This is a genomic window from Azospirillum agricola, assembly GCF_017876095.1.
Classification (GTDB): Bacteria; Pseudomonadota; Alphaproteobacteria; order Azospirillales; family Azospirillaceae; genus Azospirillum; species Azospirillum agricola.
Map to the genome: position 1 here is coordinate 72,291 of NZ_JAGINM010000008.1, position 26,668 is coordinate 98,958.

Sequence of the window (26,668 nt, forward strand, 5' to 3'; positions counted from 1 at the left end):
CGGAGACCGGCGCGGCGCCCGTTCAGGCGTGTCGGCGGGGCATGGCCGGGGGATCGGGGTCGGGGCTCATGGGCCTTCCGGCACCACATCCTCGTCGGGGTCGGGAACCGTCGCCTGCTGGATGAGCTGCACGACCTCCTCGGACGTCTCCGCGGCGCGCAGCCGGCGCAGCGTCTGCGGGTCGCGCAGCGCCCGGCAGATTTCCGACATGGCGGGCAGCAGCCCCTTGCGGGCCGCCGTGGGCCACAGAACCAGGAAGGCCAGGTCGACCGGCTCCTCGTCCCGCGCGTCGAAGTTGACGCCGCGGCCGAGCCGGGCGAACAGCACGACCGGAGCCTGGGCGTCGCGCAGCTCCGCATGGGGAAGCGCCACGCCGCGGCCGAGCGCGGTGGAGCCGATCTTCTCGCGCGCCTGGAGCGCCGCCAGCACGTCCGGCTTGGGAAGCCCCAGCCGGTTCGCCGCCTCGTCCGCCAGCAGGTCGAGCAGCCCGGCCTTGTTGGCCGGGCTTGCGCCGAGAATGACGTCGGCCGTCGAAAAAAGGTCCGAAATGCTCATTCCCGTCTCCTTGTGGGCGAACCGTCTGCGTTCTGCATTGGATGGTGTTCGCGTCCGGAACGTCAAGTGGGCTGCCCGGAACGCCGGGGCAATCGCCTGAAGCGGAGGAAACCCCCTGCCTTGCCGCAAGACCCATCTAGCGCCGCCGGACGCCGCTCAGCGCCCCCGTTATCAGGGCGTCGCAGGGAAGCTCCGCCAGCACGTCCTGGGCGACGCTGCCCAGCAGCACGCGGATCAGCCCGTCGCGCCGCGCCGACCCCATCGCCACCAGATCGTAGCGGCCCAGCCGCGCCGCGCGGACGATCTCCGGGACCAGGGCGCCGATTCGCACCTCGCGGGTGACGGCCAGATCGCCGGGCGCGTCCGCCCCCAGCAGCCGGTCGAAGTCGGCGGCGAACTCGGCGGCGAGGTTCGCCCCGGCGGAGGTCACCGGGGGCAGGTCGAGAAGATGCAGCAGATGCAGGCCGCCGGCCGGCAGCAGCCGGCGCGCCGCCTCGATCGAGGCGCGCGAGCGTTCGGAGAAATCGACCGGAACCAGCGCGCGGGTGTAGGGGCCGAGCGGCTTGTCGCGCACCACCAGCAGCGGCGTTTCGTCGGCGACGGCGATCCGCTCGACGGTGGCGGGCAGGAACAGATCCGCGAGCTGGTCGCGCGCGTGGGCGCCGGCCACCACCAGATCGGGCTGCCACAGCCCGGCATAGCCGGCGATCCGCGAATCGACCGCCCCGCCCCGCACCGCGACTTCCTGGGTCGTCAGCCCGGCGGCGCCGGGAATCGCCAGCAGGTGGCGGCGGAGCTCCATCTCGACGTGATGGAGGGGCAGATGGGCATAGGGGCCGTCCGTTCCGTGGACGACGTGGAGCGTCGTCAGCTCGGCGCCGGACTGGCGGGCAAGCTGAACCGCGCGTTCCATCGCCCGATCCGATTTCGGTTCGAGGTCGGTCGCCAGCAGGATTCGTCGAAGGCTCGCCATGGCCGTTCCCCCCTTTCCCCGTCATGATCGGAAGAGGGGAGCGCCCCTGTCTATGCCGGCTTTTACGGACTGGCGGGGCGAAAATGTCCGTATTACCACGGATGCCGAAGCCCGGTTGCTGCGGGCGCCGGCCGGCTGGGCTAGCATCCCCCTGCATCCGCCCCCGCCCCGGCCGTGTTTCCAGCGCGGTGCCGGCAGGGTGGGGCTCGCGGTGGAGCCGGTGCCGATGCCGATGGAACGGGAGGAGATGCCGAAGATTCCGCTCAGCCGCTGGAGCCTCGTCGCGGCCTATCTGGGCGCCCATCTGGCGCTCGACTGGGTCAGCTTCATCCACGAGATCTCGCCGCTCAACGTCACCCCCTGGAACCCGCCGGCCGGGCTGATGATGGGGACGCTGATCGTCTTCGGCCTCCGCGCCGTTCCGCTGGCGTGGCTCGGGCTGATGGCGGCCGACCTGATGGTGCGGGACCTGCCGGTCGCCGTCTGGGTGACGATGGCGGCGAACGCCGCCGTCGCCGCCGGCTACGGCGGGGCGGCCTGGGGGTTGCGCCGGCGGCTCGGGCTCGACCCCCGGCTGTCGCGGCTGCGCGACGTCGTGCTGCTGCTCGCCGGCGCCGCGGCGACGCCGCTGGCGGTGGGGATCGGCTACATCGCGCTGCACACGCTGGCCGGCCTGTTCCCCTGGTCGGACTTCGCCGGGGTGCTGCTGCGCTATTGGGTGGGCGAGGTCATCGGCATCGCGGTGCTGACCCCGGTGGTGCTGGTCGTCCTGCGCGGCGCGGCGGCCCGTCCGTTCCGGAGCGCGTCCTGGTGGCCGTTCCCGCGATCCTCCTGGCCGCCCTCCTGGCCGCCCTCCTGGCCGCCCTCCTGGACACCGTCCTGGAGAGTGGCCGCCGAGCTGGCGGGCTACGGGCTGATCATCGCCGTCACCCTGTGGCTGGATTTCGGCCCGCTGGCCCCGGCCCAGTACGAGCATTTCTACCTGCTGTTCCTGCCGGCGGTGGCGGTCGCCGTGCGGTACGGGCTGGCGGGGGCGGCCTTCGCCTCGGCCGCCATCCAGGCCGGGCTGATCGTCGCCATCCAGGCGACCGGGGCGGAGACGGCGCGCACCACCCATTTCCAGCTTCTCATGCTGACTCTGGCGGTGACGGCTCTGCTGCTGGGCGCCGTGGTCAGCGAGCGCCGCCGGGTCGAGGCGGCGATCCGCGAGCGGCAGTCGGACCTCGCCCGCGCCTCCCGCCTGACCGAGGCCGGCGAGATGGCGGCGGCGCTGGCCCACGAGCTGAACCAGCCGCTGGCGGCGACGATGAGCTACGCGCGGGCCGCCCGCAAGCTCGCCAAGCTGGAGCAGGCCTCGCCCCGGCTCAGCGAGATCATCGACAAGACGGTGGCCCAGGCCGAGCGGTCCGACCGGGTGATCCGCAGCCTGCGCGACTTCGTGCGCAAGGGGCGCAGCGACCGCGCGCCGCTGCCGCCCGGCGCGCTGATCGCCGACTGCCTGACGCTCGCCGCCCCGCTCGCCGGCCAGCACGCCGTGTCGATCCAGCCCGAGGTGGCGCCCGGCCTGCCGCCGGTCAGCGGCGACGCGATCCAGTTGCAGCAGGTGATCCTCAACCTCGTGCGCAACGCCGCCGAGGCGATGGACGATTCCGCCTCCGCGTCGGCCGGCCCTGCGTCCGCATCCGCGTCCGCCCAGGGCGCCGCCCCCCGCCGCCGGCGCATCGTCGTCTTCGCCGCGCGGGCGGCCGAGCCCGGATTCGTGGCGCTCGGCGTGCGCGACAGCGGGCCGGGGCTGGCCGGGGTGGTCGAGCGCAACCTGTTCGCCCCCTTCGTCACCACCAAGGCGACCGGCATGGGGCTGGGGCTGTCGATCGCCCGCAGCATCGTCGAGAGCCACGGCGGCACCATGACCGCCGAGCGTCTGCCCCAGGGAGAGACGATGTTCCGCTTCACCCTTCCCGTCCACGGAGCCGAGGCCGGCCGCCATGACGCCTGAGGCCCCCGTCATCTTCATCGTCGACGACGACGAGGCCGTCCGCGACGCGCTGGCGCTGCATCTGGAGCTGGCCGGGCTGACCGTGCGCCCCTGCGCCTCGGCCGCCGAGTTCCTGGCGGTGGCCGACCCCGGCCAGCCGGGCTGCGCGGTGCTCGACATCCGGATGCCCGGCATGGACGGGCTGACCTTGCAGCAGGAGATGGTCCAGCGCGGCCTGACCCTGCCGGTGATCGTCATGACCGGGCACGGCGACGTGCCGGCCGCCGTCCGCGCCTTCCGGGCCGGCGCGGTGGATTTCCTCCAGAAGCCGTTCGACGAGGATCTGCTGATCGAACGGGTCCACGAGGCCTGCGAGCGCGACCGCAACGCCCGGCAGGCCGGCATCGAGGCCGCCGAGATCCGCGAGCGGACGGCCCTGCTCAGCCCGCGCGAGCGCGAGGTGATGGAGCTGGTGGCCGAGGGGCTGCCCAACAAGACCATCGCCCGCCGGCTCGACATCGGTATCCGCACGGTGGAGACCCACCGGGGCCGCGTGCTGGAGAAGATGGGCGCGCGCAACGCCTCCGAACTGGTCCGCATGCTGACGCGGCTGGAGCCGGGGCGCGGCTGAGCGCCATTTCCGGGGCGGCGCTCAGCCTCCCGCCGCGGGGAGCCGCAGCTCGGCGCGCAGGCCGCCCAGGGCGGAGTCGGTCAGCCGCAGGTCGCCGCCGTAGAGCCGCGCCAGGTCGCGCGACACCGCCAGCCCGAGCCCGGTGCCGGGAACGCTCTCGTCCAGCCGGATGCCGGGCAGCAGCACCTCCTCGCGGCGCTCCTCCGGCAGGCCGGGGCCGTCGTCGTCGATGGTGACGACCAGCATCCCCGTCTCGGCCCGGCAGGCGATGGCGACGCGGCCGACGGCCCAGGCGCAGGCGTTGTCCACCAGATTGCCGAGCATCTCGTCGAGATCCTCGCGTTCCCCGGCGAAGAGATGGCCGGGGGCGACATCCAGCTCCAGGGCCAGCCCCGCCGCGGCGTGCAGCTTGCCCATGACGCGGACCAGCCCGGCCGCGCTGTCGGCCACCGGCGTGCTGATGCCCGGCACCCCGCGCGAGGCGGCGGCGCGCGCGCGGGCCATGTGATGGTCGACGTGGCGGCGCATCGCCGCAATGCCCTGGGCGATCCGCCGGGCGCTGGCGGCGTCGGCCGGGGCCTGCTGATCCTCCAGCGCGCGGGCCTCGTTGGCGAGCACGGCAAGGTTGGTCTTCAATGCGTGGGCGAGGTTGCCGGCCTGCAACCGCCCGCGCCCGACGACCTCCTCGGCGTGGGCGAGCAGGGCGTTCAGATCCTCGACCAGGGGCGTGACCTCGGCCGGCATCGCCCCGGCGAAGCGCTTCCGCCGTCCGGCCCGCAGCTCGGTCAGCTCGCGGCGCAGCCGCGCCAGCGGTTCCAGCCCGACCTTCACCTGGACCAGCGCCGCCGCGATCAGGGCGAGCGCCAGCGCGCCGAGCGACAGCGCCAGCGTGCGGTCGAAGGCGTCGGTCACCGCCGCCATCTCGGCGCGGTCGGCGGCGACGGCGATGCGGATCGGATCGGGCCGCTCGGGCAGCAGGATGGAGCGTTCGACGACCGCCAGCGGCTGGCCGGAGGGGCCGGCGATATCGTGGTGGTGGATGCCGCCGTCGTCGGCCGCGCCCGGTCCGCCCGCCGCCGGCAGGGCCAGCGCGCCATCCCACAGCGAGCGGGAGCGCAGGATCGTCCCCTCCGGCCCGCCGACCTGCCAGTAGAGGCCGGACAGCGGACGGCGGAAGCGCGGGTCGCTCAGGGGCGCGCGGAGCACCGGCCGCCCCGCCGGGTCCAGCTCCAGCCCGGCGGCGAGCTGCTCCAGATGATTGGTCATCTCGGCCCGGAAGCGGCGTTCGACATGGTCCTGGAACAGGCCGGACAGGACGATGCCGGCGGCGGCCAGGGCGAGGGCGATCCACACCGCCGCCCCGGCGAGCAGGCGGAAGCGCAGCGAATCCGGCCAGCCAGCCGCCAGCCAGCCCGTTACCGGCCAGCCTCCCGGCCGCCTCACGGTTCGTCCAGCCGGTAGCCGAGCCCGCGCACGGTCTTGATCATGTCGGCGCCGATCTTGCGGCGCAGCCGCCCGACGAAGACCTCGACCGTGTTGGAATCGCGGTCGAAATCCTGGGTGTAGACATGCTCGATCAGCTCGCTGCGCGACACCGTGCGGCCCTTGCGGTGCATCAGGTAAGAGAGCACACGGTATTCGTAGGCGGTCAGCTCGACCGGCGCGCCGTCGACCGTGACCCGGCCGGAGCGGGTGTCGAGCACGACGCCGCCGCAGGCGATGTCGGCCGTCGCGTGGCCCTTGGCGCGGCGGATCAGCGCGCGGACGCGGGCCAGAAGCTCCTCCATGTTGAAGGGCTTGGCGAGATAATCGTCGGCCCCGGCGTCGATGCCCTGCACCTTCTCGTGCCAGGCGTCGCGCGCCGTCAGGATCAGCACCGGCACCGTCACCGCGTTGCGCCGCCACGACCGCAGCACCGACAGCCCGTCGACCTTCGGCAGGCCGAGGTCGAGGATGGCGGCGTCGTAGGGCTCGGTCTCCCCCAGGAACTGGCCGTCCTCGCCGTCGGCCGCGCGGTCGACGGCGTAGCCCTCCGCCTCCAGCCGCTGGGCCAGCTGCCGGGCCAGCTCGGCGTTGTCCTCCACCACCAGGATGCGCATCGGGCCTATCTCCGCTCCGGCTTGCGGTCGCGCGCCTTGGCGCGCAGCAGCTCGCCGGTCGCCGCGTCGTATTCCAGCTTCATGATGCGGCCGTCGCCCGCGATCAGCTTCAGTTCATAGCGGAAACCATCGTCCTCGTCCTCAAGCTCGACGTCGAGGATGTCGCCGCCGAACCGCTGCTTCGCCAGGGCGGCGATGCGTTCCAGCGGCAGGATGCGGCCGTCGCGCAGCGCCTCGCGCGCGCGGTCGTGGTCGTCGCCGGCCCGCGCCGGCGCGCCGGCCAGAAGGGCGGCGGCGAGCAGCAGGCCGGACAGGAGGGAAAGGGGTGCGCGCATGGGGGCTTCCGGCTTGGGGGCCGTGCGTGAGGCCGTGGTGGGATCGGACTGCCAGCCTAGCCCCGGCTTCCTGAACGGCGGATGAACGGCCCGTTCAGCATCGGCTCAGGTGGGAGGCGGCAGGCTGCGGGTCATCGGGGCGGCGCGACGCCACAGCCTCCATCCACAGCCTCCATCCACAGAAAGCACGGGGACACACGACCATGCCGCACATCACGCCGAAAACCGCCGCCCTGCTCGCCGCCCTCGCCGCCCTGACGCTGTCGGCGGCGGCCCGCGCCGACGACGATCGGCGGGCACGCCAGCCGGGCGGCCCGCAGCCGGTCATCGAGGTGCTGAAGGCCGGCGGCGGCACCGTCAGCGGGACCATCGGCAGCCTTGCCGCCAACCGTTTCGTGCTGAACGACGGGCGCGACGAGATCGACGTCGCCAGCCGCGCGCCGCTGCCCGAGGGGCTGAACGCCGGCGATCCAATCACCGTGGTCGGAAAATTCGACGACGGCGTCCTGCGGCCGCGCCAGATCATCCGCCAGGACGGCACCGCCTTCGGCCGCGTCGAGGCCGATCACGACGACGATTGATCGTGGACGCCTCACCCCGGACGCCCGGGGCGGGGCGTCACTCCCAGCCCAGCCGGGCGGACAGCACGTCGAGTGCGCTGCGCTCGAGGCGCCCGTCCTTGGCGGCGGGCAGCAGGGCGATGCGCAGGCGCAGGGCGCCGTCGGCGCCAGCCGCCGCGACGGCCTCGGCCGGGGCCGGGGCCACGAAATCGGCGGTCCTGCCGACCCGTGGCGGCGGGAAGAAACTGAAGACCGCCAACGGCTGGGCGTCCGCCGCGTCGTCGGCCCGGTAGACCGCGACGACGAAGGCCTCGTCGCGGTCGACCTGTGTCGGGGCCAGGGTCAGGGTCAGCACGGGGGGGCCGCTTCCCCGGCCGGGCGGCAGGGGAACGCGCAGATCCGCCGGGGCCTTGGCGGTGACGGTGGCGACCGGCCCGGCCGCGAGGGACGGGCCGGCGGAGCCCGCCGACAGGCCGAACGCCACCGCCAGCGCCATCATGATGTTCGGCACGGCCATGCGATCCCTCCTCCGGTTCATCAGCAAGAGGTGGGATCGCCCGGATGCCGGCGCAACCGTCTCCGCCGGCCCGGCGCCGCTGCGTCAGCCGCGCAGGATGCGGACGCTGCGGATGGTGAAGGCCGGCGGCGTCCCGGCCACCGGCTGGACATAGACCGGAACGAACTGGAGCGTGGGGTCGGAGCCCTCCGCCGTCAGTTGCCCGGCCACCTTGGTCAGGTCCAGCACGAAGTTCAGCGGCATGGCGTGGTTGCGGTGGCCGCCGAAGAAGCTGAAGGTGCCGACGAAATGCGGGTCGGTGTAGGGCGTCTCGGCCGTGGCGTCGGGCTTGTTGACGAAGACGTTGACCAGCAGCGGCGACAGGGTCGGCGCGCTGCCGACCGCGACGTCCGCCAGCAGGCGGCCGCCCGGCGCCGCGGCCTCCAGCGAGCGGGGCGCGCCGGCCGGCGTGTCGAGCCCGATGGTGGTCACGGCGGACCCGTTGAAGGCGACCGGCTGGGTGGAGGCGGCGACCGGCTTCGAGGCGGCGCTGCCCGACAGGCGCCTGGCCGACGCCGTCAGGACGGACTGGGCGGGCGGCGTGATGCCGTCGTAGATGTAGCCCAGCGCCGGGTAGTTCAGCGAGCCGGCGGAGGTGATGCCGGTGACCGGCTTGCCCTGGCCGTCGACGAACTGGTTGCTGTAGTTCTTGTCGAGCGGCGGCGTGGCGTTGCCGCGCGCCTGCCAGGCCGCCCACATCCGGTCGACCATGCAGTGATGCAGCCAGAAGATCGGGTCGAGCGGCGACATGCCGTCGCCCATGTGCCCCTGCGTGCCGCCGACGACCACATGGCCGGTGTTGTGCGGCGTCCCTTCCAGCGATTTGGTGAAGTTGTCGAAGACCGTGTTGGCGAGGATGCCCTCAAGCGTCGTGGCGGTGAACGCCCCGCCCTTGGGGCCTTCCTGGACGCCCGACCCGCGCGGCAGGATGCGGATGCCGACCGTCGTCACCTCGTCGGGACCCCAGTTGTCCGACTGGGCGTCCGAGCGGTCCTTCCAGTAGGTGACGTTCAGCGCCGGCACGTCGTAGAAGGGGTCGGGAATGATGCCGGTGCCGTAGGACCAGTCCCAATAGGGCAGGGTGAAGTCGGGATTCCCGCTGAACTGGGCACAGATCTGCTCGAAATAGGTCAGGTAGTAGCGGTGCCAGTGCACGAAATCCTCGGCGCCGTGCGGGCAATGCTGCAAGTGGACCAGCGCCTGGTTGCGCCAGGTGCGGGGATCGCTCGGGGAGGTCTTCTCCAGCTCGTGCATCGCCGTGACGGCCTTCGCGTAGTCCGCGAAGAACGGGTCGTCGGCCTTCATCGTCATCACGCTGCGGCGCACCCGTGGCTTGTCGCCAGTGGAGACAGCGGCGGGAAGGGCGGTGGGGAGCAGGCTGGCGGCCGTCCCGGCGGCCAGGGTTCCGACGATGAACTGACGACGGTCCATGGGATGCGTCTCCGGACAATGATTGCACTCGATGCGGGATATTTTGCTCAAGATAACAATTTATATGGCGAGCGAAATTGCATCGATATGACTCGGAAGTTGATATTTTTGTAATCAATTCCCGCATTGTCTCGAAAGAAGGCGGACAGGAAAAGGCCCGCTCCGGCAAGGCCGGGCGGGCCGAAAAAATCCGGGTCGTGACGGAGGGGTCAGCGGGTCGGGACCGGCGGCGTCTGCGAGTAATCGTAGAAGCCACGGCCAAACTTCTTGCCGATCCAGCCGGCCTCGACATACTTCACCAGCAGCGGGCAGGGGCGGTACTTGCTGTCGGCCAGCCCCTCGTAGAGGACCTGCATGACGGCGAGGCAGGTGTCGAGGCCGATGAAGTCCGCCAACTCCAGCGGGCCCATCGGGTGGTTGGCGCCCAGCTTCAGCGCCGTGTCGATGGCCTCGACGCCGCCGACGCCCTCATAGAGGGTGTAGACCGCTTCGTTGATCATCGGCAGCAGGATGCGGTTGACGATGAAGGCGGGGAAATCCTCCGCCACCGCCGCGGTCTTGCCGATCGCCTGGGTCAGTTCCCTGACGGCGGTGAAGGTCGGTTCGTCGGTTGCGATGCCGCGGATCAGCTCGACGAGCTGCATCACCGGCACCGGGTTCATGAAATGCATGCCGATGAACTTGGCCGGCCGGTCCGTCGCCGCCGCGAGGCGCGTGATCGAGATCGACGAGGTGTTCGTCGCGATCAGCGCCTCGGGCTTCAGGTGGGGGACCAGCTTCTTCAGAATGTCGCGCTTGAGCGCCTCATTCTCGGTCGCGGCCTCGATCACGAGATCGGCGTCGGTGAAGACCGACAGATCGGTGCCCGTCGTGATGCGGGCGAGCGCCGCGGCCTTGTCGGCCTCGGCCAGCTTGCCCTTCTGCACCTGGCGGTCCAGGTTCCGGCCGACGGCGGCGAGGGATTTGGCGATCACCTCGTCGCTGATGTCGGAGATGACGACGTCATAGCCCGCCTGCGCGCAGACCTGGGCGATGCCGCTGCCCATCTGGCCGGCACCGATGATACCAATCGTCTTGATCGTGGACATGAAGCAGTTCCGCGGGGATGGAGTGGGACGGGAACCGGGCGGGCGAACCCGCCCGGTGTCTTACCGCGCTTTGTCCAGTTCGGCCGTCAGCTCCGGCACCGCCTTGAAGAGGTCGGCGACGAGGCCGTAATCGGCGACCTGGAAGATGGGCGCTTCCTCGTCCTTGTTGATGGCGACGATGACCTTGCTGTCCTTCATGCCGGCGAGGTGCTGGATGGCACCGGAAATGCCGACGGCGATGTACAGCTCGGGCGCCACGATCTTGCCGGTTTGCCCGACCTGGTAATCGTTGGGCACGAAGCCGGCGTCCACGGCGGCGCGCGAGGCGCCGACGGCGGCCCCCAGCTTGTCGGCCAGCGCCTCCAGCAGCGGGAAGTTCTCGCCCGACTGCATGCCGCGCCCGCCCGACACCACCACGCGGGCGGCGGTCAGCTCTGGACGCTCCGACTTGGTCAGCTCGGCCGAGACGAAGCGCGACAGGCCGGCGGCCCCGGCGCCCGACACCGGCTCGACCGGGGCCGAGCCGCCGGTCGCGGCGGCGGTCTCGAAGGCGGTGGTCCGCACGGTCACGACCTTCACCGCGTCCTTCGACTGGACGGTGGCGATGGCGTTGCCGGCGTAGATCGGCCGCTCGAAGGTGTCGGCCGAGACCACCCCGGTGATGTCCGAGATGGCGGCGACGTCGAGCAGGGCCGCGACGCGCGGCAGCAGGTTCTTGCCGACCGAGGTGGCGCCGGCCAGCACATGGCCGTAACCGCCCTTGGCGATGGACACCACCAGCGGGGCGACGTCCTCGGGGAGTTGGTGCTCGTAAGCCGAATCGTCGGCCAGCAGGACCTTGGCGACGCCGGCGACCTTGGAGGCGGCCTCGGCGGCGGCCTGGGCCCCCTTGCCGGCGACCAGGACGTGGATGTCGCCGCCGATCGTGCCGGCGGCGGTGACGGCGTTCAGCGTGGCGGGCTTGAGCGTCGCGTTGTCGTGCTCGGCGACGACGAGAATGTTGGCCATGGTCAGATCATCCCCTCTCAGATCACCCGCGCTTCGGTCTTCAGCTTGTCGACCAGGGTCGCCACGTCGGCCACCTTGACGCCGGCCTTGCGCTTGGCCGGCTCGACCACCTTCAGCGTCGTCAGGCGCGGGGCGACATCGACGCCCAGGCTGTCCGGGGTGACGGTCTCCAGCGGCTTCTTCTTCGCCTTCATGATGTTGGGCAGCGAGGCGTAGCGCGGCTCGTTCAGCCGCAGGTCGGCGGTCACGATGGCGGGAAGCGTGAGGTCCACCGTCTCCAGCCCGCCGTCGATCTCGCGGGTGACGGCGACCGAGCCCTCGCCGGGCACGAGCTTCGAGGCGAAGGTGCCCTGGCCCCAGCCGAGCAGCGCGGCGAGCATCTGGCCGGTCTGGTTGCAGTCGTCGTCGATGGCCTGCTTGCCGAGGATGACCAGCTGCGGCCCCTCCTTCTCGACCAGCGCCTTGAGGACCTTGGCGACGGCCAGCGGCTGGGTCTCGGCGTCGGTCTGCACCAGGATGGCGCGGTCGGCCCCCATGGCGAGCGCCGTGCGCAGCGTCTCCTGCGCCTGGGCCGGGCCGACCGACACGGCGACGATCTCGGTCGCCTTGCCGGCTTCCTTGAGGCGAACCGCTTCCTCGACGGCGATCTCGTCGAAGGGGTTCATGCTCATCTTCACGTTGGCGGTCTCGACGCCGCTGCCGTCCGCCTTCACGCGGATCTTGACGTTGTAGTCGACCACTCGCTTAACGGGGACGAGAACTTTCATAACCCATCCTGACTGTCTGGGGTGCGTGCCGTTACGGCGAACACCGCGAAAAATTGCTGTGGTTGCGAACGGACCATAGGATTTGCCGTTTCCACTGTCAACGGCGCCCAGCCCTTACGCAGAAATGCGAAAACGCCGTCAGCGGTTGGCGCCGGGCACCCACAGCACGTCGCCCGCCCCGTTGCCGTTGACGACCCGTCCGAGCACGAAGAGATGATCGGACAGGCGGTTGATGTATTTCAGCGCGGCCGGGTTCACCGGCTCGTGCCCCGCCAGGTCGGTCATCAGCCGCTCGGCCCGGCGGGCGACGGTGCGCGCCAGATGCAGATGGGCGGCGGCGGGCGAGCCGCCCGGCAGGATGAAGGAGGTCAGCGGGGCCAGATCGGCGTTCATCGCGTCGATCTCGGCCTCCAGCCGGTCGACCTGCGACTGGAGAACGCGCAGCGGCGGGTGTTTCGGGTCCGGCTCCTCCGGCGTGCAGAGATCGGCGCCCAGGTCGAACAGGTCGTTCTGGATGCGGCCGAGCATCGCGTCGATTCCGGGGGCGATCTCCGGCCGGTTCCCCATCGAGCCGGTGCCGGTGTAAAGGCGTGCGAGGCCGACGGCGGCGTTCGCCTCGTCCACCGTGCCGTAGGCGGCGACGCGCCGGTCGTGCTTGGGCACGCGGGATCCGTCGCCGAGCGAGGTTTCCCCGGCGTCGCCGCCGCGCGTGTAGATCCGGGTCAGCTTCACCATGGCCGGGTCACGCCTGGGTCAGAAGGGCGGCGAGGAAGAACAGCAGGGCGAGTCCCTGGAGGATCACGCGCAGCCGCATCGCCTTGTTGGAGCGCCGGGCGTCGCCGCCGCCGCCGCGCGCCATGAAGAAGAGGCCGATGAACAGCGAGCCGACCACCGTCAGCATCGCCATGATCATGAGTGTGGGGAAAAGTGCGCTCATGACACCAATATAGCGCGGTCCGTGGGCGCCGCCTATGGCGACGGCGCCCGTTCGCCCCCGGTCAGTCGTCGCTGGCCGCGTCCACCGTGTAGAGCAGGCGCAGGCCGAGCAGCCGGGCGTCGGCGTCCAGCGTGTCGGCGGGGTCGGCCGCCGCGCGGGCGACGGTCAGCACGAGCAGCCCGCCCGGCACCGCCGCGCCGGCCGGGACCAGCGGGGCGCCTTCCCCGGCGGCGTGGAGGGAGTCGGCGGCGGTCAGCGTGTCGGCGACCGTCACCGGGGCGCCGGCCGCCGCGTCGAGTCCCTCGCCGTCGCCGAGCGCCACGCCGGCGACCGACCACAGCACGTCGCCGCTTCCGCCCCCCGCCGTCCAGACCGGCTGGACGGCCAGCGCGCCGCCGTCCCACGCCTTGGGCAGGGCGACCAGGGCCTGCGCCCGCTCCCCGGTCTCCGCGTCGAAGTCGAGCGTGGGAAGGACCACGCCATGATCCGGGGTTTCGAGCGTTCCCGGCGCGGCGCCGCCGGTGGAGGGCGCCGCCAGGGCTGCGGCCGGAAGCCACAGGCTGCGGCGGCCGAGACGGCGCGTGGCGGCGAGGGCCGCCGGCAGGCCGGCAATGTCGGCCGGGCCGTGGCCGTGGCCGGATTCGGCGAGACCGGCGCGCAGATCCGCCACCGTCGTGCGCACGGTGGCGCCGTCCTGCACGGCGGGAAGCTGCTCGGGGCCGGCGAGCGCGGCGCCGGCCGGAAGCTGGCTGATGGAGACGGCGGGCATGGACGTCACTCCGGGTCAGAGAGGGCCGAGAATCAGCGGATCGCCGGATTCGGTGGTGAGCGGGAGGCCCGACCCGGTGGTCAGGGCGGTCACGCGCCACAGGCGGGCGGCCAGCGGGGCCAGCCCGCGTCCGAGACGGGCGAGCATGGCGGTCACTCCATCTCGGACACGCGCAGCGTGCCCGGCAGGGAATCGGCGGCCAGCGCCGCGATGTGGCTGTGGCGCCCCATCTTCCGGCCGTCGCCGACCGAGAGGTAGAGGTAGGTGCCGGCCGGCAGGAAATGGTCCGCCGCCGTGGCGCTGACCGCCGAATCGCCGGTGCGCAGATAGGCCGGCACGTCGCTGTGGACGGCGATCACGCGGGTGTCGGCGGCGAAGGCGGCGGCGTTGCGCGCGCTGCCGTCGCCCACCGGGACGGCGTGGGCGCCACCGGGTTTCAGGCGCAGCGCCGGAATAGGATGTAAATCTTCGTCACGGGGAAGGAAGGTCGGCATCGTCGGTGCACTCCGCGGAGGACAAATTGTAACGAATCCGAAACAAAAAGCCCGCCGGATGGAAATCCGGCGGGCGTGGTTCGGCAGTCGATGAATAAGTATATAGTCCTATTTCATGGGCGGGGTCAATCCATTCGTTGCGAAAGCCATGGGTGGTCTTACAGTGCGGCCGGTGACGGGCCACCTAAGGGGGCTTGAAGGCAAGGCGGAGAGGCGGGCGATGCGGCGGCGGACGTTCCTGAAGGCGGCGGCGGCAACAGCGACTCTGGGGGGGACGCTGGGCGCGGCCCTGACGGCGGGCGGCGGCGCCGGGGCGCTGGCGGCTCCCGGCGCGGCGGCCATCGCGCCCTTCCCGGAAGGCTTCCTGTGGGGTGTCTCGACCTCCGCCTACCAGATCGAGGGCGCCGTCGCCGAGGACGGGCGCGGCCCCAGCGTCTGGGACACGTTCAGCCATTCCTACGGCCGCATCGCCAACGGCGACACCGGCGACGTCGCCTGCGACCATTACAACCGCTACCGCGAGGACGTCGAGCTGATGGCGCGGGCCGGCATGAAGGCCTACCGCTTCTCCATCGCCTGGCCGCGCGTGCTGCCGCAGGGGACGGGAACGGTCAACGCCAGGGGGCTGGACTTCTACGACCGGCTGACCGACTCGCTGCTGGAGCGCGGGATCGAGCCCTGGCCCTGCCTGTACCATTGGGATCTGCCGCAGGCCTTGCAGGACAGGGGCGGCTGGCTGAACCGCGACATCGCCTCCTGGTTCACCGACTACGCGCTGGCGGTGACGGCGCGGCTCGGCGACCGCGCCAAGCGCTGGGTGATGCTGAACGAGCCGTCGGTGGTCGCCATCTTCGGCCACGGCACCGGCGGCCACGCGCCGGGCCTGACCGGGCGGGTCAACTGCCTGACGGCGATCCACCACCAGAATCTGGCGCAGGGCCGGGCGCTGGCGGCGCTGCGCCCGGCCGCCGCCGGGAAGGGCTGGCAGCTCGGCACCGTGCTGTCGCTTCAACCGTCCTGGCCGGTCGGCGGGCTCGATTCGAACTACCCGGCCTCGCTGATGTGGGACGCGGTGTGGAACCGCTCCTGCCTCGACCCGCTGTTCAAGGGGCGCTTCCCGGAGCAGCTCCAGGCCGACTTCGCCGCCATCGCCAAACCCGGCGATCTGGCGGTCATCCAGCAGCCGGTCGATTTCCTCGGCGTCAACTACTACAGCCGCATGCACCAGCAGGTCGATCCGCAGGGGCTGTTCGGCACCGGCTACGGCTCGGCGCCGGAGGGGACGCGGCGCACCGCCATGGAATGGCCGGTCGAGCCGGACGGGCTGACCGAGATCCTGGTGGAGTTGCAGGAGAGCTACGGCAACCCGCCCGTCTACATCGCCGAGAACGGCGCCGACTACGAGGACGTCGTCGGCCCGTCGGGGCGGGTGGAGGACAACGACCGCATCGCCTATCTGCGCGGCCACATGCTCGCCGCCCGCAACGCCATCGAGGAGGGCTGCAACGTCAAGGGCTGGATGGTGTGGACGCTGCTCGACAATTTCGAATGGGCGGAGGGCTACCGCCGCCGCTTCGGGATGGTCCAGGTCGACCGCAAGACGATGGTCCGCACGCCCAAGGCCAGCTATGACTGGTACGCCAAGGTCATCCGCAGGAACGGGGTTCCGCAGGCCTGAGGGGGCGTCGCCCGGACGGCGGCGCGCTGGACGGATGCGGCGAGGCTGCCACAAGCTGGCGCCCGTGCTAGAGTGGCGCCACTCCTTCCCGTTCCCGCAAGCGCCCCCGATGACCGCGAAACGCCCGCCGCAGCCGACCCGCTTCGCCATCCAGAAGGCGCGCGGCAAGGGTTGGAAGACCCTGGAGGTGGGGGAGGACCTGGACCACGCCAAGGCGCGCTTCGACGTCATGGTCGGGGTGAACCCGCGCGCCTATTTCCGGCTGATCCAGCTCGATTACAACGCCGACTCCGGCTACGAGGGCATGGAGTTCAACTGGACCCTGATCGAGCTTCACGACCCGACGCGGCAGTCGGGGCCGAGGCCGCCGCCCCGGCCGCGTCCCAGGCCGGCCCGCCGGCCGGTACCGGACGCTCCAACCCGGCGCAGGGAGGCGGTGGCCCTGCCGTTCCGCGTCTATCTGGCGGTGGTCCTGATCGGCGCGCTGGTGGGCGGGCTGGTCTACCTGCATTTCGCCGGGCCGGGGCGCTGAGCGGCGTCACTCGGCGCTGTACCCTTTCCGGCGCATGCATTGCCCGAAGATTTCCTTGCGGTAGCGGAACTGTGGCGTTTCCGGCAGCGGGCGGTTGGGATAGCCGCGCAGGCGCATGGTGGCGTCCACCTCCTCGGTGCATTCGTCGTAGGCGACGACGGGCACCTCCTTGCCGGCCTCCCATTCCCGGTAGGACGGGCCGCCGCCGCAGCCGGCCATCAGCAGAAGACCGGCCAGCGCCCCGGCGGTCCTGAATCGGGTCATGTCCATGCTGGTCCTCGTTGCCATCCCCGGAGCGGAGATTCCCGGAGCGCAGGCTAGCACGGCCGCGCCCCGCCCATCCATTTTCGGGCGCGCTTTTTTGGCAACGCTGCGCGACGGACAGGGCCGGCGCACAAAAATCGCGACCGGAAAGCCGCCGCAATCTGGTAACACGGTCGCGGCGTATCTTTCGTGGCAGGGCGTCACGGACGGAGGGAAGGGCATGTCTGGGATTGCGCGGCGGACGCGGTGCGGCGCGGCTGTGGCGGTTGTGGTGTCGGTGCTGGCGGCCATGCCGATGACGGCGCGGGCCGAGCCGGCGGCGGCGGACATCCAGTGGGCGCAGATTTTCCTGAAGGAAAAGGGCTTCGACATCGGCGGCCGCGCCAACGGCCAGATGACCGCGCAGACCCGCGCGGCGCTCGGCGCCTACCAGAAATCGGTCGGTCTGCCGGCGACCGGGCAGCTCGATTCCGCCACCACCGCCAGGATCATGGGCGAGCGGGAGAAGAAGGCCTCTCCCACCATGGGCAGCCTGTCCAGGAGCCAGGTCGGTCAGACCCCGCGCGACCGCGAGGTGGCGCCGCGCGCGGCCCCCACCGCCCGCATCGACAGCGGCAACGAATCCGTCGGCGGCATGGCGCAGTTCGGCTCGGCGCCATCCGCGTCCGCCTCGGGCAGCCCGGCCGGCCATGCGCCGGCCAGGACGGCCTCCGCGCCGTCGGCGCCCGCCGCGCCCGCGCATTCCTCCCCGGCGGCCGCCCCGGCCGTGCCGTCGCCGCCGCGCGCGGCGGCGCACGGGTCGGACGGGCCGGCGCCCCAGGCGGCGCCGCGCGGCGCCGTCACCGCCGCCACGCCGGCCGGCGATCCCGCCCCGCTGGTCGAGGCGTCGACGGCCGGCGGCGCTCCTGGCTGGATGACCAACGGCCTGCGCTATGGCGTGATGGGGCTGGTCGCGGCGACCCTGGGCGGCATCGGCTTCGCGTGGTGGCGCAGCGGGCGCGGCGCCGTTCCGGCCGGCGTGCCCGGCGACGGCGCTCCGCGCGACACCCGCGTCGAGCCGAGCTTCGGCTCTCCGCGCCGCCGCGAGGAGCTGACCCCCGGCCCGCGCCTGACCGCCGGGGCGCGGCGGCGCTGACTCAGCCCATCTGGGCCATCATCGGGCACATCCCGCTTCCGCCGCAGCCGCCCGGCGCGCAGGCCGGCGCCGGAGCGGCGGCCTGCGCCTTCGCCACGCGCGGGGCCATGATCGCCTTGGCGACCTGGGTGCCGCCGCAGGACGGGCAGGGGATGCCCGCCTGCCTCTTCGCGTCGTAATCGGCCATGTTGTCGAACCATTCATTGAACGAATGGCCGCAGGCGCAGTTCAGGGCGTAGACGATCATTGCGGCTCCTTTGGCGGATGGCGGAGGGCGGCGCCCGGATCGCTCCTTCTAGCCGCCGGAGTCCCCGGCCCGCCAGGATCTGCATCAATTCGTGGGAGGCCGAGCCTCGGGCGAAGCCGTCCGGCGCGCCCTCCCGGCGGCTGACCGGTGCGCCGGGGATCTTGCGGTGCTGGTCGTCGGCGACCGGCACCCGATCCTTGGCGAAGAGGATCCGCAGCCGCAGCTTCCGGCGGTGGATCGGGGTCATCCCGTGCCGGCCGGCGAGATCGGGTCGGCGGGAGCACGCGACGATTCGCCGACGGAAGCTGCGACCGAGCTGGTTCGGCCACGCCGGGCCCATCCCGCCGCCCATCCCTTTCCACCACCCGGCCCCTGTCGCGGCCGTCCCCATGTTCAATCAAGGCGATACGTTGGTGAAATGGGAAAATGGCCGTGAAAAATTCATATATATTCATAAAACTCAGAATTATATTCTGAATTTCTTTAAAATTAGCTGTGGAAATATGGTGACGCTATCGGTTAGTCTTCGAATGTTGCGTCGTTGAACCGTTCCTACCCGGTCCAAGAAACGGCGCGCTCATCACCAAACAACCGGCGGCGGTCGTGACGATCCACACGGGCAATGTCCTTGGCGTGCGCAAGACATGGTTCGCGGCGAACGCGCGCCGTCTTGACGCGCCAATGGTCCGGCATGGCCTCGTCTGCCGGCCGGCATCGCTGTTTCCGTCATCCCGTCCTTCCGTCCCACAGGTGCGCCCATGACACCCTCCCGCGACGACGCGATCCTTCTCCTCGGCGCCGGCCGCATGGGCGCCGCCCTGCTGCGCGGCTGGCTGGCGCAGGGGGTGGCGGGCCGCTCGATCACCGTCCTCGATCCCAACCCGGCGCCCGACCTGCTGGCCCTGGCCGGGGACGCCGGCGTCCGCCTGAACCCGGCGGAGACGGGCGCCGCCGACATCCTGGTGGTGGCGGTCAAGCCGCAGCTCGTCGCCCAGGCGGCGCCCGCCGTCCAGCCGTGGCTGTCGGCGGACACCCTCGTCGTCTCGATCATGGCCGGCAAGACGTTGGCCGATCTGCGGGCGCTGTTCCCGACAGCCGGTTCGCACGTCCGCGCCATGCCCAACCTGCCGGCGGCGGTCGGGCGCGGCGCGACGGTGGCCGTCGCCCCTCCCGGCACCCCCGGCGCCGCGATCGAGCGCAGCCACCGGCTGCTGACCGCCGTCGGCGGGCTGGAATGGCTGGAGGACGAGGCGCTGGTCGACGCGGCGACCGCTGTTTCCGGCTCCGGCCCGGCCTATGTCTTCTACATGGTGGAATGCCTGACCCGCGCCGGCACCGAGGCCGGCCTGCCGCCGGGGATCGCCGAGCGCCTGGCGCGCGCCACGGTCGAGGGGGCCGGCGCCATGCTCGGCGCCACCGGCCAGCCGGCGGCGGACCTGCGCGGCAACGTGACCTCGCCGGGCGGCACCACCCAGGCCGGCCTGTCGGTGCTGATGGCCGGCGGGACGATGCAGGCGCTGCTGTCGGACACCGTGCGGGCGGCGGCGGCGCGGGCGCGCGAACTGGGCGGCACCGCCCCGGCCGCTCCGGCCGTCGCCGCTCCCTCCACCGGCGCCTGAGCGGCGCGGACGTTCGACCACGACCCTTTCACCCAGCGCCCGGATCGCTCGGGCCGACCGAACAGAGCCCCAACCCCCGATGAACCACAGGACGGATCCCATGATCGGCCCGAGCGCTTCGACCGCCACCACCGTTGAAACGGCCAACCGGACGGGCGCCGGCCCCTTTTCGGCCTTCGCCACGCCGGTCCGTCCGCCGACGGATCTGCGGCAGGCGATCACCGCCGCCTACCGCCGGCCGGAGCCGGAGTGCGTGGCGTGGCTGGTCGGGCAGGCGACCCTGCCGGCCTCGGTGACGACCGCCGCCGAGGCGACGGCGCGCACGCTGATCGCCGCCCTGCGCGCCAAGCCGCAGGGGCGTGGGGTCGAGGGGCTGATCCACGAATACAGCCTGTCCAGCCAGGAGGGCGTCGCTCTGATGTGCTTGGCGGAGGCGCTGCTGCGCATCCCCGACCGCGCCACCCGCGACGCGCTGATCCGCGACAAGATCGCCGGCGGCGACTGGCGTGCGCATCTCGGCAACAGCCCGTCGCTGTTCGTCAACGCCGCGACCTGGGGCCTGCTTGTCACCGGCAAGGTGACGGGCGTGCTCGGCAACAACGCCCTGGCGGGTGTCCTGGGCGGCGGGGCGCTCAGCGAGCGGGCGCTGTCCTCGGCGCTGACCCGGCTGATCCTGCGCGGCGGCGAGCCGCTGATCCGCCGCGGCGTCGATTTCGCCATGCGGATGATGGGCGAGCAGTTCGTCACCGGCCAGACCATCGACGAGGCGCTGGCCAACAGCCGCAAGATGGAGGCCGAGGGCTTCCGCTACTCCTACGACATGCTGGGAGAGGCGGCGACCACGGCGGCCGACGCCGACCGCTACTTCGCTGATTATGAAACGGCGATCCACGCCATCGGCAAGGCCTCGGCCGGGCGCGGCATCCATGACGGGCCGGGCATCTCGATCAAGCTGTCGGCCCTGCACCCGCGCTACAGCCGTGCCCAGGCCGACCGCGTGATGGCCGAGCTGCTGCCGCGCGTGACCGCGCTGGCCAAGCTGGCGCGCGGCTACGACATCGGCCTGAACATCGACGCCGAGGAGTCCGACCGGCTGGAGCTGTCGCTCGACCTGCTGGAAGCGCTGTGCTTCGACCGCGATCTGGCGGGTTGGGACGGCATCGGCTTCGTCATCCAGGCCTACGGCAAGCGCTGTCCCTACGTGATCGACTTCGTGGTCGACCTCGCCCGGCGCAGCGGCCACCGGCTGATGATCCGGCTGGTCAAGGGCGCCTACTGGGATTCGGAGATCAAGCGCGCCCAGGTCGACGGGCTGGAGGATTTCCCGGTCTACACCCGCAAGCTCCACACCGACGTCTCCTACGTCGCCTGCGCGCGCAAGCTGCTGGCCGCCCCCGACGCGGTGTTCCCGCAGTTCGCCACCCACAACGCCCAGACGCTCGCCACCATTCACAGCATGGCCGGCGACGACTTCCAGGTCGGCAAGTACGAGTTCCAGTGCCTGCACGGCATGGGCGAGCCGCTCTACAAGGAGGTGGTCGGCCCGCTGAAGCGGCCCTGCCGCGTCTACGCCCCGGTCGGCACGCACGAGACGCTGCTGGCCTATCTGGTCCGCCGCCTGCTGGAGAACGGGGCCAACAGCTCCTTCGTCAACCGCATCGCCGACAAGAGCGTGTCGATCGACAGCCTCGTCGCCGACCCGGTGGAGATCGCCCGCGCCACCCTGCCGGTCGGCGCGCCGAATCCGCTGATCGCGCTGCCCAAGGATCTGTTCGGGGCCGAGCGGCCCAACTCGGCCGGCCTCGACCTCGCCAACGAGCACGCGCTGCTCGCCCTGTCCGAGGCGCTGCGCGACAGCGCCCGGCGGAACTGGACGGCCGCCCCGCTGCTGGCCGACGGCGAGCGGTCGGGCCGGACACAGCCGGTGCTGAACCCGGCCGACCGGCGCGACGTCGTCGGTCACGCCACCGACGCCACGCCGGACATCGTCGCCGAGGCCGTCCGCTTCGCCGAGGCCGGGGCCGCCGCCTGGGCCGCCACCGCGCCGGCCGAGCGCGCCGCCTGCCTGTTCCGCGCCGCCGACGCCATGCAGGCGCGGCTGCCGACCCTGCTCGGCCTGATCATCCGCGAGGCCGGCAAGTCGGCGTCCAACGCCATCGCCGAGGTGCGCGAGGCCATCGACTTCCTGCGCTACTACGGCGCCCAGGCCCGCGACCGCTTCGCCAACGGCACCCACGTCCCGCTGGGGCCGGTGGTCTGCATCAGCCCGTGGAACTTCCCGCTCGCCATCTTCACCGGTCAGGTCGCGGCGGCGCTCGCCGCCGGCAACCCGGTGCTGGCCAAGCCGGCCGAGGAGACCCCGCTGGTCGCCGCCGAGGCGGTCCGCATCCTGCGCGAGGCCGGCGTGCCGGCGGCGGCGGTGCAGCTGCTGCCCGGCGCCGGCGCGGTCGGCGCGGCGCTGGTCGGCGACGCGGCGACGCGGGCGGTGATGTTCACCGGCTCGACCGAGGTGGCGCGGCTGATCCAGCGCCAGCTCGCCGACCGGCTGTCGCCGGATGGCGCGCCGATCCCGCTGATCGCCGAGACCGGCGGCCAGAACGCCATGATCGTCGACAGCTCGGCGCTGGCCGAGCAGGTGGTGGGCGACGTCATCGCGTCCGCCTTCGACAGCGCCGGCCAGCGCTGCTCGGCGCTGCGCGTCCTGTGTCTCCAGGAGGATGTCGCCGACCGCACGCTGACCATGCTGAAGGGGGCGCTGCACGAGCTGCGCATCGGCAACCCCGACCGTCTGGCCACCGACGTCGGCCCGGTCATCACCGAGGAGGCGCGCGCCGGCATCGACCGCCACATCGAGGCGATGCGCGCCAAGGGCCGCCGGGTCGATTCGCTGGCCCTGCCGCCGGAGACCGCCCACGGCACCTTCGTGGCGCCGACGATCATCGAGATCGACGGCATCGCCGATCTGGAGCGCGAGGTGTTCGGCCCGGTGCTGCACGTCCTGCGCTACCGCCGCGACGATCTCGACGGGCTGGTCGACGCCATCAACGGCACCGGCTACGGGCTGACCTTCGGCCTGCACACCCGCATCGACGCCACCATCGAGCGCGTGACCGGCCGCGTCGAGGCCGGCAACCTCTACGTCAACCGCAACACCATCGGCGCCGTGGTCGGCGTGCAGCCCTTCGGCGGCCACGGCCTGTCGGGCACCGGGCCGAAGGCCGGCGGGCCGCTCTACATGACGCGGCTGCTCAGCCGGCGTCCGCCGCTGTCGTCGGACGTCGGCGGGACCGACCTGCGCGGCTCCGACGGCGACCGGGTGTCCGGCCGCGCCTTCGCCGACTGGCTGAAGGGGCAGGGCCGGACCGCCGAGGCGGCCTGGTGCCGCGCGCTGACCGACCGGTCGCCGCTGGGCGGCTGCGCCGAGCTGGCCGGCCCGGTCGGCGAGCGCAACCTCTACAGCCTGCACCGGCGCGGCCGGATCCTGCTGCTGCCGCAGACCGAGCAGGGCTTGCTGCTGATGCTGGGCGCGGTGTTCGCCACCGGCAACGACGCGCTGGTCGATGCGCCGGCCCATCTCGTCGGCCGTCTCGGCTCGCTGCCGGCCGACCTCGCCGCCCGTGTCCGCGTGACGCCGGACTGGCTGTCGGGCGGCGCGCTGGCCGGCGCGCTGGTGGAGGGCGACGCCGAGCGGCTGACCGCCATCAACCGCCGCATCGCCGAGCTTCCCGGCCCGCTGGTCCTGACCCAGGGCCTGTCGAGCGAGGGGTTGACCAGCGGCCGCGAGGCGATCGAGATCGCGTGGCTGCTGAACGAGCGCTCGGTCAGCGTCAACACCACGGCGGCCGGCGGCAACGCCAGCCTGGTGGCGGTGAGCTGAGGCCGGTCGGATGCCGGCGGCCTACAGGTCGGCGGCGCGCGGATCGGTTATGGTGATCGCGTGGCCGCCGATTCCGTCGACGCCGCCGGTCACCCGGTCGCCGGGAACGATCGGGCCGACGCCCGCCGGGGTGCCGGTGTAGATCAGGTCGCCGGCCCGGATGGTCATCGAGCGCGACAGGATGGCGATGATCTCCGGCACGCTCCAGATCAGGTCGGCGATGTCCTGGTCCTGCTTGACCGCGCCGTTGACCGCCAGCCAGACGCGGCCCTTCTCCGGATGGCCGATCTCGCTGACGGGGCGGATCGGGCCGATCACGGCCGAGTTGTCGAACGCCTTGCCCCAGTCCCACGGGCGGCCCTTGTCGCGCGCCTCCAACTGGAGGTCGCGGCGGGTCAGGTCGTTGCCGACGGCGTAGCCGAAGACATGGTCGAGCGCGCGCTCGGCCGGGATGTCGGTTCCGTCCTTGCCGATGGCGACGACCAGCTCGATCTCGTACTGGAAGTTGGCGGTCTCCGGCGGGTAGGGGACGGCGCTGCCGTCGGGGATGACGGCGTCGGCCGGCTTGGTGAAGAAGAAGGGCGCCTCGCGGTCGGGATCGCGCCCCATCTCGCGCGCGTGGGCGGCGTAGTTGCGCCCGACGCAGAACACCCGGCGCACGGGGAAGGCGGCGTCGCTGCCAGCGACGGGCACGGCGACGGTGGGGGATGGCGGGAAGACCCAGCTCGGCATGATGCGGTTCCTTGGTTCTGACATGGTTTTTTTGGGGGTGGCGCCCACCGCTTCCGGTCTCCGTCCCCTCTCCCCGGGGGGAGAGAGGGAAGACGGTAGGGGTGGAGAAGGTCACTCCCGCACCCGGTTCCCCCGGTCCTCCCGCCACAGGCCGAGCTTCTGCTGGGCCACCCGGTCGGAGTAGCTGAAGATCACCGAATCCTCGTCGGCGTGGTGCGTCACCCATTTCCAGCTCGGCGCGACGAAGACGTCCTTCGGCCCCCAGGCGAAGGGCTGGCCGTCGATGGTCGTGGTGCCGCGCCCCTCGACCACCGCGAAGATGGTGGCGTCGGTGCTGCGGTAGGCGCTGGTCTGGAAATCCTTCGGCAGAAGCTGCATGAAGGCCGACATGGTCGGCATCGGCGAGCCGCCGTCCACCGGGTTGACGAAGCGCATCTTCAGCCCGTGGCAGGGATCCCACTCCTGCTGGCGGCGCATCGCCTCCAGCGCCTCGCGGGTGCGGGCGTAGGGGTAGCTGAAGATCGGATAGGCGTGCTCGGCCGGCTCGTAATCGACCGGCAGCATGTTGGCGCCGAAGCGGGCCAGCGAATGGCCGACCGGGCGGGTCACCGGCTGCTCGTCCTCCGGGTAGGATTCGGCGAAGGACGCGTCGTAGAAGGACACGGTCGGGATGTCGAGCCCGTCGAGCCAGATCATCGGCTCGTCGCTGTGGTTGCCGTGGTCGTGCCAGGCGCGCGGCGGCGTGATGACGAAATCGCCGACCTGCATGATCGTGCGCTCGCCGTCCACCGCCGTGTGGGCGCCGGCCCCGTCGAGCACGAAGCGCACCGCCGACTGGCTGTGGCGGTGGGCCGGCGCGACCTCGCCCGGCAACACCAACTGAAGCCCGGCGTAGAGCGAGGTGGTGATGCGGTTCTGGCCGGGCATGCCCGGATTCTCCAGCATCAGCACGCGGCGCTCGGCCTCCTTGGCGGTGATGAGGGAGCCCGCCTCCAGCAGCAGCTCCTTCATCTCGGCGAAGTTCCACAGATGGGGGACGCAGGCGCTGCGCGGCTCGCGGGTGATGATGGCGCTCATCACCGACCACAGCGGGTTCAGGTTGCGCTTGCTGATCTTGTCGTAATAGGCCTGCCGCTCCGGCGTGTCGGCGGGCGGTCCGGAGATGGACATGGGATTCGATCCTTTCTGTCAGACGGCCGCGTGTCAGACGGCGGCGCCGAGGCCGGTCACGCCGTAGAGCCACGCCACGCGGTCGTAATGCTGCTCGCGGGTCGAGTGGCCGAGGATGGCGTTGCGCAGGGCAGCCTGTCCGCCGGCCGGGTGGTAGACGTATTCGCCCATCAGGCGGGAATTGAGCTGGACCCGGCCGGTGCGGGCGAAGCGGTCGCGGTTGTAGGCGGGGAAGGCGGTCTCAAGATTGCCGCCGGCCTCGGCCATGTGGTGGGAGAGGTTGACCGCGTCCTCCAGCGCCATGCAGGCGCCCTGCGCGAGATATTGCAGCATCGGGTGCGCGGCGTCGCCGAGCAGCACGACGCGGCCGTCGATCCAGTTGGGCGTCGGGTCGCGGTCGCACAGCACCCACAGCTTCCAGTTCTCGCCGCGCTCGATGATCTGTTTCGGGCGGTCGGCGATGTGCTCGAAGCCCTTGTAGACCACGTCCTTGGTCACCGGCACGCCGGCCACCGCCTCGGCGGCGTCGTTGTGGCAGGTCACGACGAGGTTGAAGACCTTGCCGCCCTTCAGCGGGTAATGGACGATGTGGCATTTCGGCCCGGCCCACAGCGTCGCCGCGTTCCAGCGCAGATCCTCGGGCATCTGTTCGGTCGGGATGACCGAGCGGAAGGTGGTGTGGCCGGACACGCGCGGCTGCGCGTCGCCGACCACCTGCGCCCGCACCTTCGACCGCAGCCCGTCGGCGCCGATCAGGGCGGAGCCGGTCAGCCGCTCGCCGTTGCCGAGCGTGACGGTGACGGTCAGGCCGTCCTGCTCGTAGCGCTCCACCGACGCGCTGGTGCGCAGCTCGATGAGGTCGCTGGCCCGGCAGGCGTCGAGCAGCACCATGTGCAGGTCGGCGCGGTGGACGACGGCGTAGGGATTCTTGAAGCGCTGGCGGAACGGCTCGTCGAGCGGGATGGCGGCGACGCGCTCGTCGCGGATGGCGTCCATCAGCACCAGATGGTCGATGTAGACGGCCTTGGCCCGCGCGGCGTCGCCGACGCCGAGGTAATCGAAGGCATGGAAGGCGTTCGGGCCGATCTGGATGCCGGCGCCGATCTCCCCCAGCTCGGGGGCCTGTTCGAGCACGATCGAGCGGAAGCCCTTGCGGGCCAGCCCCAGCGCGGCGGCCAAACCGCCGATGCCGCCTCCGGCGATCAGGATGGGACGGTCAGGCATGGATTGGGTGTT

General features: G+C 71.8%; 28 protein-coding genes. 8 read left to right on the forward strand and 20 right to left on the reverse strand.

Annotated elements, in window-relative coordinates; translation table 11 throughout:
- Nucleotides 1-66: 66 nt before the first annotated feature.
- On the reverse strand, nucleotides 67-555 hold the full coding sequence (locus J2847_RS13650; protein ID WP_209779491.1) for a PTS sugar transporter subunit IIA: 489 nt from the start codon (nucleotides 553-555) through the stop codon (nucleotides 67-69).
- Between the two features lie 136 nt (nucleotides 556-691).
- On the reverse strand, nucleotides 692-1,528 hold the full coding sequence (locus J2847_RS13655; RefSeq protein ID WP_209779492.1) for a universal stress protein: 837 nt from the start codon (nucleotides 1,526-1,528) through the stop codon (nucleotides 692-694).
- Nucleotides 1,529-1,754: 226 nt separating this feature from the next.
- Here J2847_RS13655 and J2847_RS13660 point away from each other — a divergent pair, with 226 nt between their 5' ends.
- Entirely contained in the window at nucleotides 1,755-3,524 is a 1,770-nt protein-coding gene (locus tag J2847_RS13660; RefSeq protein ID WP_233474507.1) for an MASE1 domain-containing protein, read from the forward strand.
- On the forward strand, nucleotides 3,514-4,134 hold the full coding sequence (locus J2847_RS13665) for a response regulator transcription factor (RefSeq protein WP_209779493.1): 621 nt from the start codon (nucleotides 3,514-3,516) through the stop codon (nucleotides 4,132-4,134). The genes J2847_RS13660 and J2847_RS13665 overlap by 11 nt, the downstream gene beginning before the upstream one ends.
- A gap of 21 nt (nucleotides 4,135-4,155) precedes the next feature.
- On the opposite strand, the gene J2847_RS13670 is transcribed toward J2847_RS13665, so the two are convergent.
- Genes J2847_RS13670 through J2847_RS13680 form a run of 3 tightly spaced genes read right to left on the reverse strand, consistent with a single transcriptional unit; the run spans nucleotide 4,156 to nucleotide 6,568 of the window.
- Entirely contained in the window at nucleotides 4,156-5,577 is a 1,422-nt protein-coding gene (locus J2847_RS13670) for a sensor histidine kinase (protein WP_209779494.1), read from the reverse strand.
- A complete protein-coding gene (locus tag J2847_RS13675; RefSeq protein ID WP_085552975.1) occupies nucleotides 5,574-6,233 on the reverse strand; it encodes a response regulator in 660 nt (219 codons plus the stop codon). The genes J2847_RS13670 and J2847_RS13675 overlap by 4 nt, the downstream gene beginning before the upstream one ends.
- A gap of 5 nt (nucleotides 6,234-6,238) precedes the next feature.
- On the reverse strand, nucleotides 6,239-6,568 hold the full coding sequence (locus J2847_RS13680) for a PepSY domain-containing protein (protein ID WP_209779495.1): 330 nt from the start codon (nucleotides 6,566-6,568) through the stop codon (nucleotides 6,239-6,241).
- A gap of 203 nt (nucleotides 6,569-6,771) precedes the next feature.
- Between J2847_RS13680 and J2847_RS13685 the strand changes: the two genes are divergently transcribed.
- A complete protein-coding gene (locus tag J2847_RS13685; protein WP_209779496.1) occupies nucleotides 6,772-7,149 on the forward strand; it encodes a hypothetical protein in 378 nt (125 codons plus the stop codon).
- Between the two features lie 37 nt (nucleotides 7,150-7,186).
- Here J2847_RS13685 and J2847_RS13690 read toward each other — a convergent pair whose 3' ends face one another.
- The 10 genes from J2847_RS13690 to J2847_RS13730 all read right to left on the reverse strand — a co-directional run bounded on the left by J2847_RS13690 (nucleotide 7,187) and on the right by J2847_RS13730 (nucleotide 14,178).
- Nucleotides 7,187-7,645, reverse strand: a complete 459-nt coding sequence (locus J2847_RS13690) for a hypothetical protein (protein WP_209779497.1) — start codon at nucleotides 7,643-7,645, stop codon at nucleotides 7,187-7,189.
- An 84-nt stretch (nucleotides 7,646-7,729) separates the two neighbouring features.
- On the reverse strand, nucleotides 7,730-9,115 hold the full coding sequence (locus J2847_RS13695) for a tyrosinase family protein (protein ID WP_209779498.1): 1,386 nt from the start codon (nucleotides 9,113-9,115) through the stop codon (nucleotides 7,730-7,732).
- 209 nt (nucleotides 9,116-9,324) lie between these two features.
- Nucleotides 9,325-10,203, reverse strand: coding sequence for a 3-hydroxybutyryl-CoA dehydrogenase (locus J2847_RS13700; protein ID WP_209779499.1), 879 nt, complete (start codon nucleotides 10,201-10,203; stop codon nucleotides 9,325-9,327).
- A gap of 60 nt (nucleotides 10,204-10,263) precedes the next feature.
- On the reverse strand, nucleotides 10,264-11,211 hold the full coding sequence (locus J2847_RS13705; protein ID WP_209779500.1) for an electron transfer flavoprotein subunit alpha/FixB family protein: 948 nt from the start codon (nucleotides 11,209-11,211) through the stop codon (nucleotides 10,264-10,266).
- Between the two features lie 17 nt (nucleotides 11,212-11,228).
- The gene (locus tag J2847_RS13710; protein WP_209779501.1) at nucleotides 11,229-11,978 is read right to left on the reverse strand and encodes an electron transfer flavoprotein subunit beta/FixA family protein; all 750 of its coding nucleotides are present in this window, start codon (nucleotides 11,976-11,978) and stop codon (nucleotides 11,229-11,231) included.
- Nucleotides 11,979-12,116: 138 nt separating this feature from the next.
- Nucleotides 12,117-12,713 carry a cob(I)yrinic acid a,c-diamide adenosyltransferase gene (locus J2847_RS13715; RefSeq protein WP_209779502.1) on the reverse strand — a complete coding sequence of 199 codons (597 nt, stop codon included), beginning with the start codon at nucleotides 12,711-12,713 and terminating at the stop codon, nucleotides 12,117-12,119.
- Between the two features lie 7 nt (nucleotides 12,714-12,720).
- Nucleotides 12,721-12,915, reverse strand: a complete 195-nt coding sequence (locus tag J2847_RS13720) for a twin transmembrane helix small protein (RefSeq protein WP_085552966.1) — start codon at nucleotides 12,913-12,915, stop codon at nucleotides 12,721-12,723.
- 61 nt (nucleotides 12,916-12,976) lie between these two features.
- Entirely contained in the window at nucleotides 12,977-13,684 is a 708-nt protein-coding gene (locus tag J2847_RS13725; protein ID WP_209779503.1) for a hypothetical protein, read from the reverse strand.
- Between the two features lie 15 nt (nucleotides 13,685-13,699).
- Nucleotides 13,700-13,831, reverse strand: coding sequence for a hypothetical protein (locus tag J2847_RS34635; protein WP_263300730.1), 132 nt, complete (start codon nucleotides 13,829-13,831; stop codon nucleotides 13,700-13,702).
- Nucleotides 13,832-13,836: 5 nt separating this feature from the next.
- Nucleotides 13,837-14,178: a hypothetical protein gene (locus J2847_RS13730; protein ID WP_209779504.1), complete on the reverse strand. Its 342-nt coding sequence runs from the start codon at nucleotides 14,176-14,178 to the stop codon at nucleotides 13,837-13,839.
- Between the two features lie 220 nt (nucleotides 14,179-14,398).
- Here J2847_RS13730 and J2847_RS13735 point away from each other — a divergent pair, with 220 nt between their 5' ends.
- Nucleotides 14,399-15,856, forward strand: coding sequence for a GH1 family beta-glucosidase (locus J2847_RS13735; protein ID WP_209779505.1), 1,458 nt, complete (start codon nucleotides 14,399-14,401; stop codon nucleotides 15,854-15,856).
- A 109-nt stretch (nucleotides 15,857-15,965) separates the two neighbouring features.
- Nucleotides 15,966-16,388 (forward strand): hypothetical protein, encoded by a 423-nt coding sequence (locus J2847_RS13740; protein WP_209779506.1) that lies wholly within the window; start codon nucleotides 15,966-15,968, stop codon nucleotides 16,386-16,388.
- 6 nt (nucleotides 16,389-16,394) lie between these two features.
- On the opposite strand, the gene J2847_RS13745 is transcribed toward J2847_RS13740, so the two are convergent.
- The gene (locus J2847_RS13745) at nucleotides 16,395-16,652 is read right to left on the reverse strand and encodes a hypothetical protein (protein WP_209779507.1); all 258 of its coding nucleotides are present in this window, start codon (nucleotides 16,650-16,652) and stop codon (nucleotides 16,395-16,397) included.
- A 220-nt stretch (nucleotides 16,653-16,872) separates the two neighbouring features.
- Between J2847_RS13745 and J2847_RS13750 the strand changes: the two genes are divergently transcribed.
- The gene (locus tag J2847_RS13750; protein ID WP_209779508.1) at nucleotides 16,873-17,787 is read left to right on the forward strand and encodes a peptidoglycan-binding domain-containing protein; all 915 of its coding nucleotides are present in this window, start codon (nucleotides 16,873-16,875) and stop codon (nucleotides 17,785-17,787) included.
- 1 nt (nucleotide 17,788) lies between these two features.
- Here J2847_RS13750 and J2847_RS13755 read toward each other — a convergent pair whose 3' ends face one another.
- Nucleotides 17,789-18,034: a DUF1178 family protein gene (locus J2847_RS13755; protein WP_209779509.1), complete on the reverse strand. Its 246-nt coding sequence runs from the start codon at nucleotides 18,032-18,034 to the stop codon at nucleotides 17,789-17,791.
- 758 nt (nucleotides 18,035-18,792) lie between these two features.
- On the opposite strand from J2847_RS13755, the gene proC reads away from it, so the two are divergent.
- Together proC and putA are read left to right on the forward strand one after the other, a co-directional pair.
- Complete coding sequence (gene proC, locus J2847_RS13760; protein ID WP_209779510.1) at nucleotides 18,793-19,653, forward strand: pyrroline-5-carboxylate reductase; 861 nt, start codon at nucleotides 18,793-18,795, stop codon at nucleotides 19,651-19,653.
- Nucleotides 19,654-19,753: 100 nt separating this feature from the next.
- Nucleotides 19,754-23,530: a trifunctional transcriptional regulator/proline dehydrogenase/L-glutamate gamma-semialdehyde dehydrogenase gene (gene putA / locus J2847_RS13765; protein ID WP_209779511.1), complete on the forward strand. Its 3,777-nt coding sequence runs from the start codon at nucleotides 19,754-19,756 to the stop codon at nucleotides 23,528-23,530.
- A gap of 21 nt (nucleotides 23,531-23,551) precedes the next feature.
- Here putA and J2847_RS13770 read toward each other — a convergent pair whose 3' ends face one another.
- From J2847_RS13770 to J2847_RS13780, 3 genes are all read right to left on the reverse strand, one after another.
- Nucleotides 23,552-24,262 carry a fumarylacetoacetate hydrolase family protein gene (locus J2847_RS13770; protein ID WP_209779512.1) on the reverse strand — a complete coding sequence of 237 codons (711 nt, stop codon included), beginning with the start codon at nucleotides 24,260-24,262 and terminating at the stop codon, nucleotides 23,552-23,554.
- Between the two features lie 111 nt (nucleotides 24,263-24,373).
- Nucleotides 24,374-25,432 carry a gentisate 1,2-dioxygenase gene (gene gtdA, locus J2847_RS13775; RefSeq protein ID WP_209779513.1) on the reverse strand — a complete coding sequence of 353 codons (1,059 nt, stop codon included), beginning with the start codon at nucleotides 25,430-25,432 and terminating at the stop codon, nucleotides 24,374-24,376.
- A gap of 33 nt (nucleotides 25,433-25,465) precedes the next feature.
- Nucleotides 25,466-26,656, reverse strand: coding sequence for a 3-hydroxybenzoate 6-monooxygenase (locus J2847_RS13780; RefSeq protein WP_209779514.1), 1,191 nt, complete (start codon nucleotides 26,654-26,656; stop codon nucleotides 25,466-25,468).
- Nucleotides 26,657-26,668 lie beyond the last annotated feature (12 nt).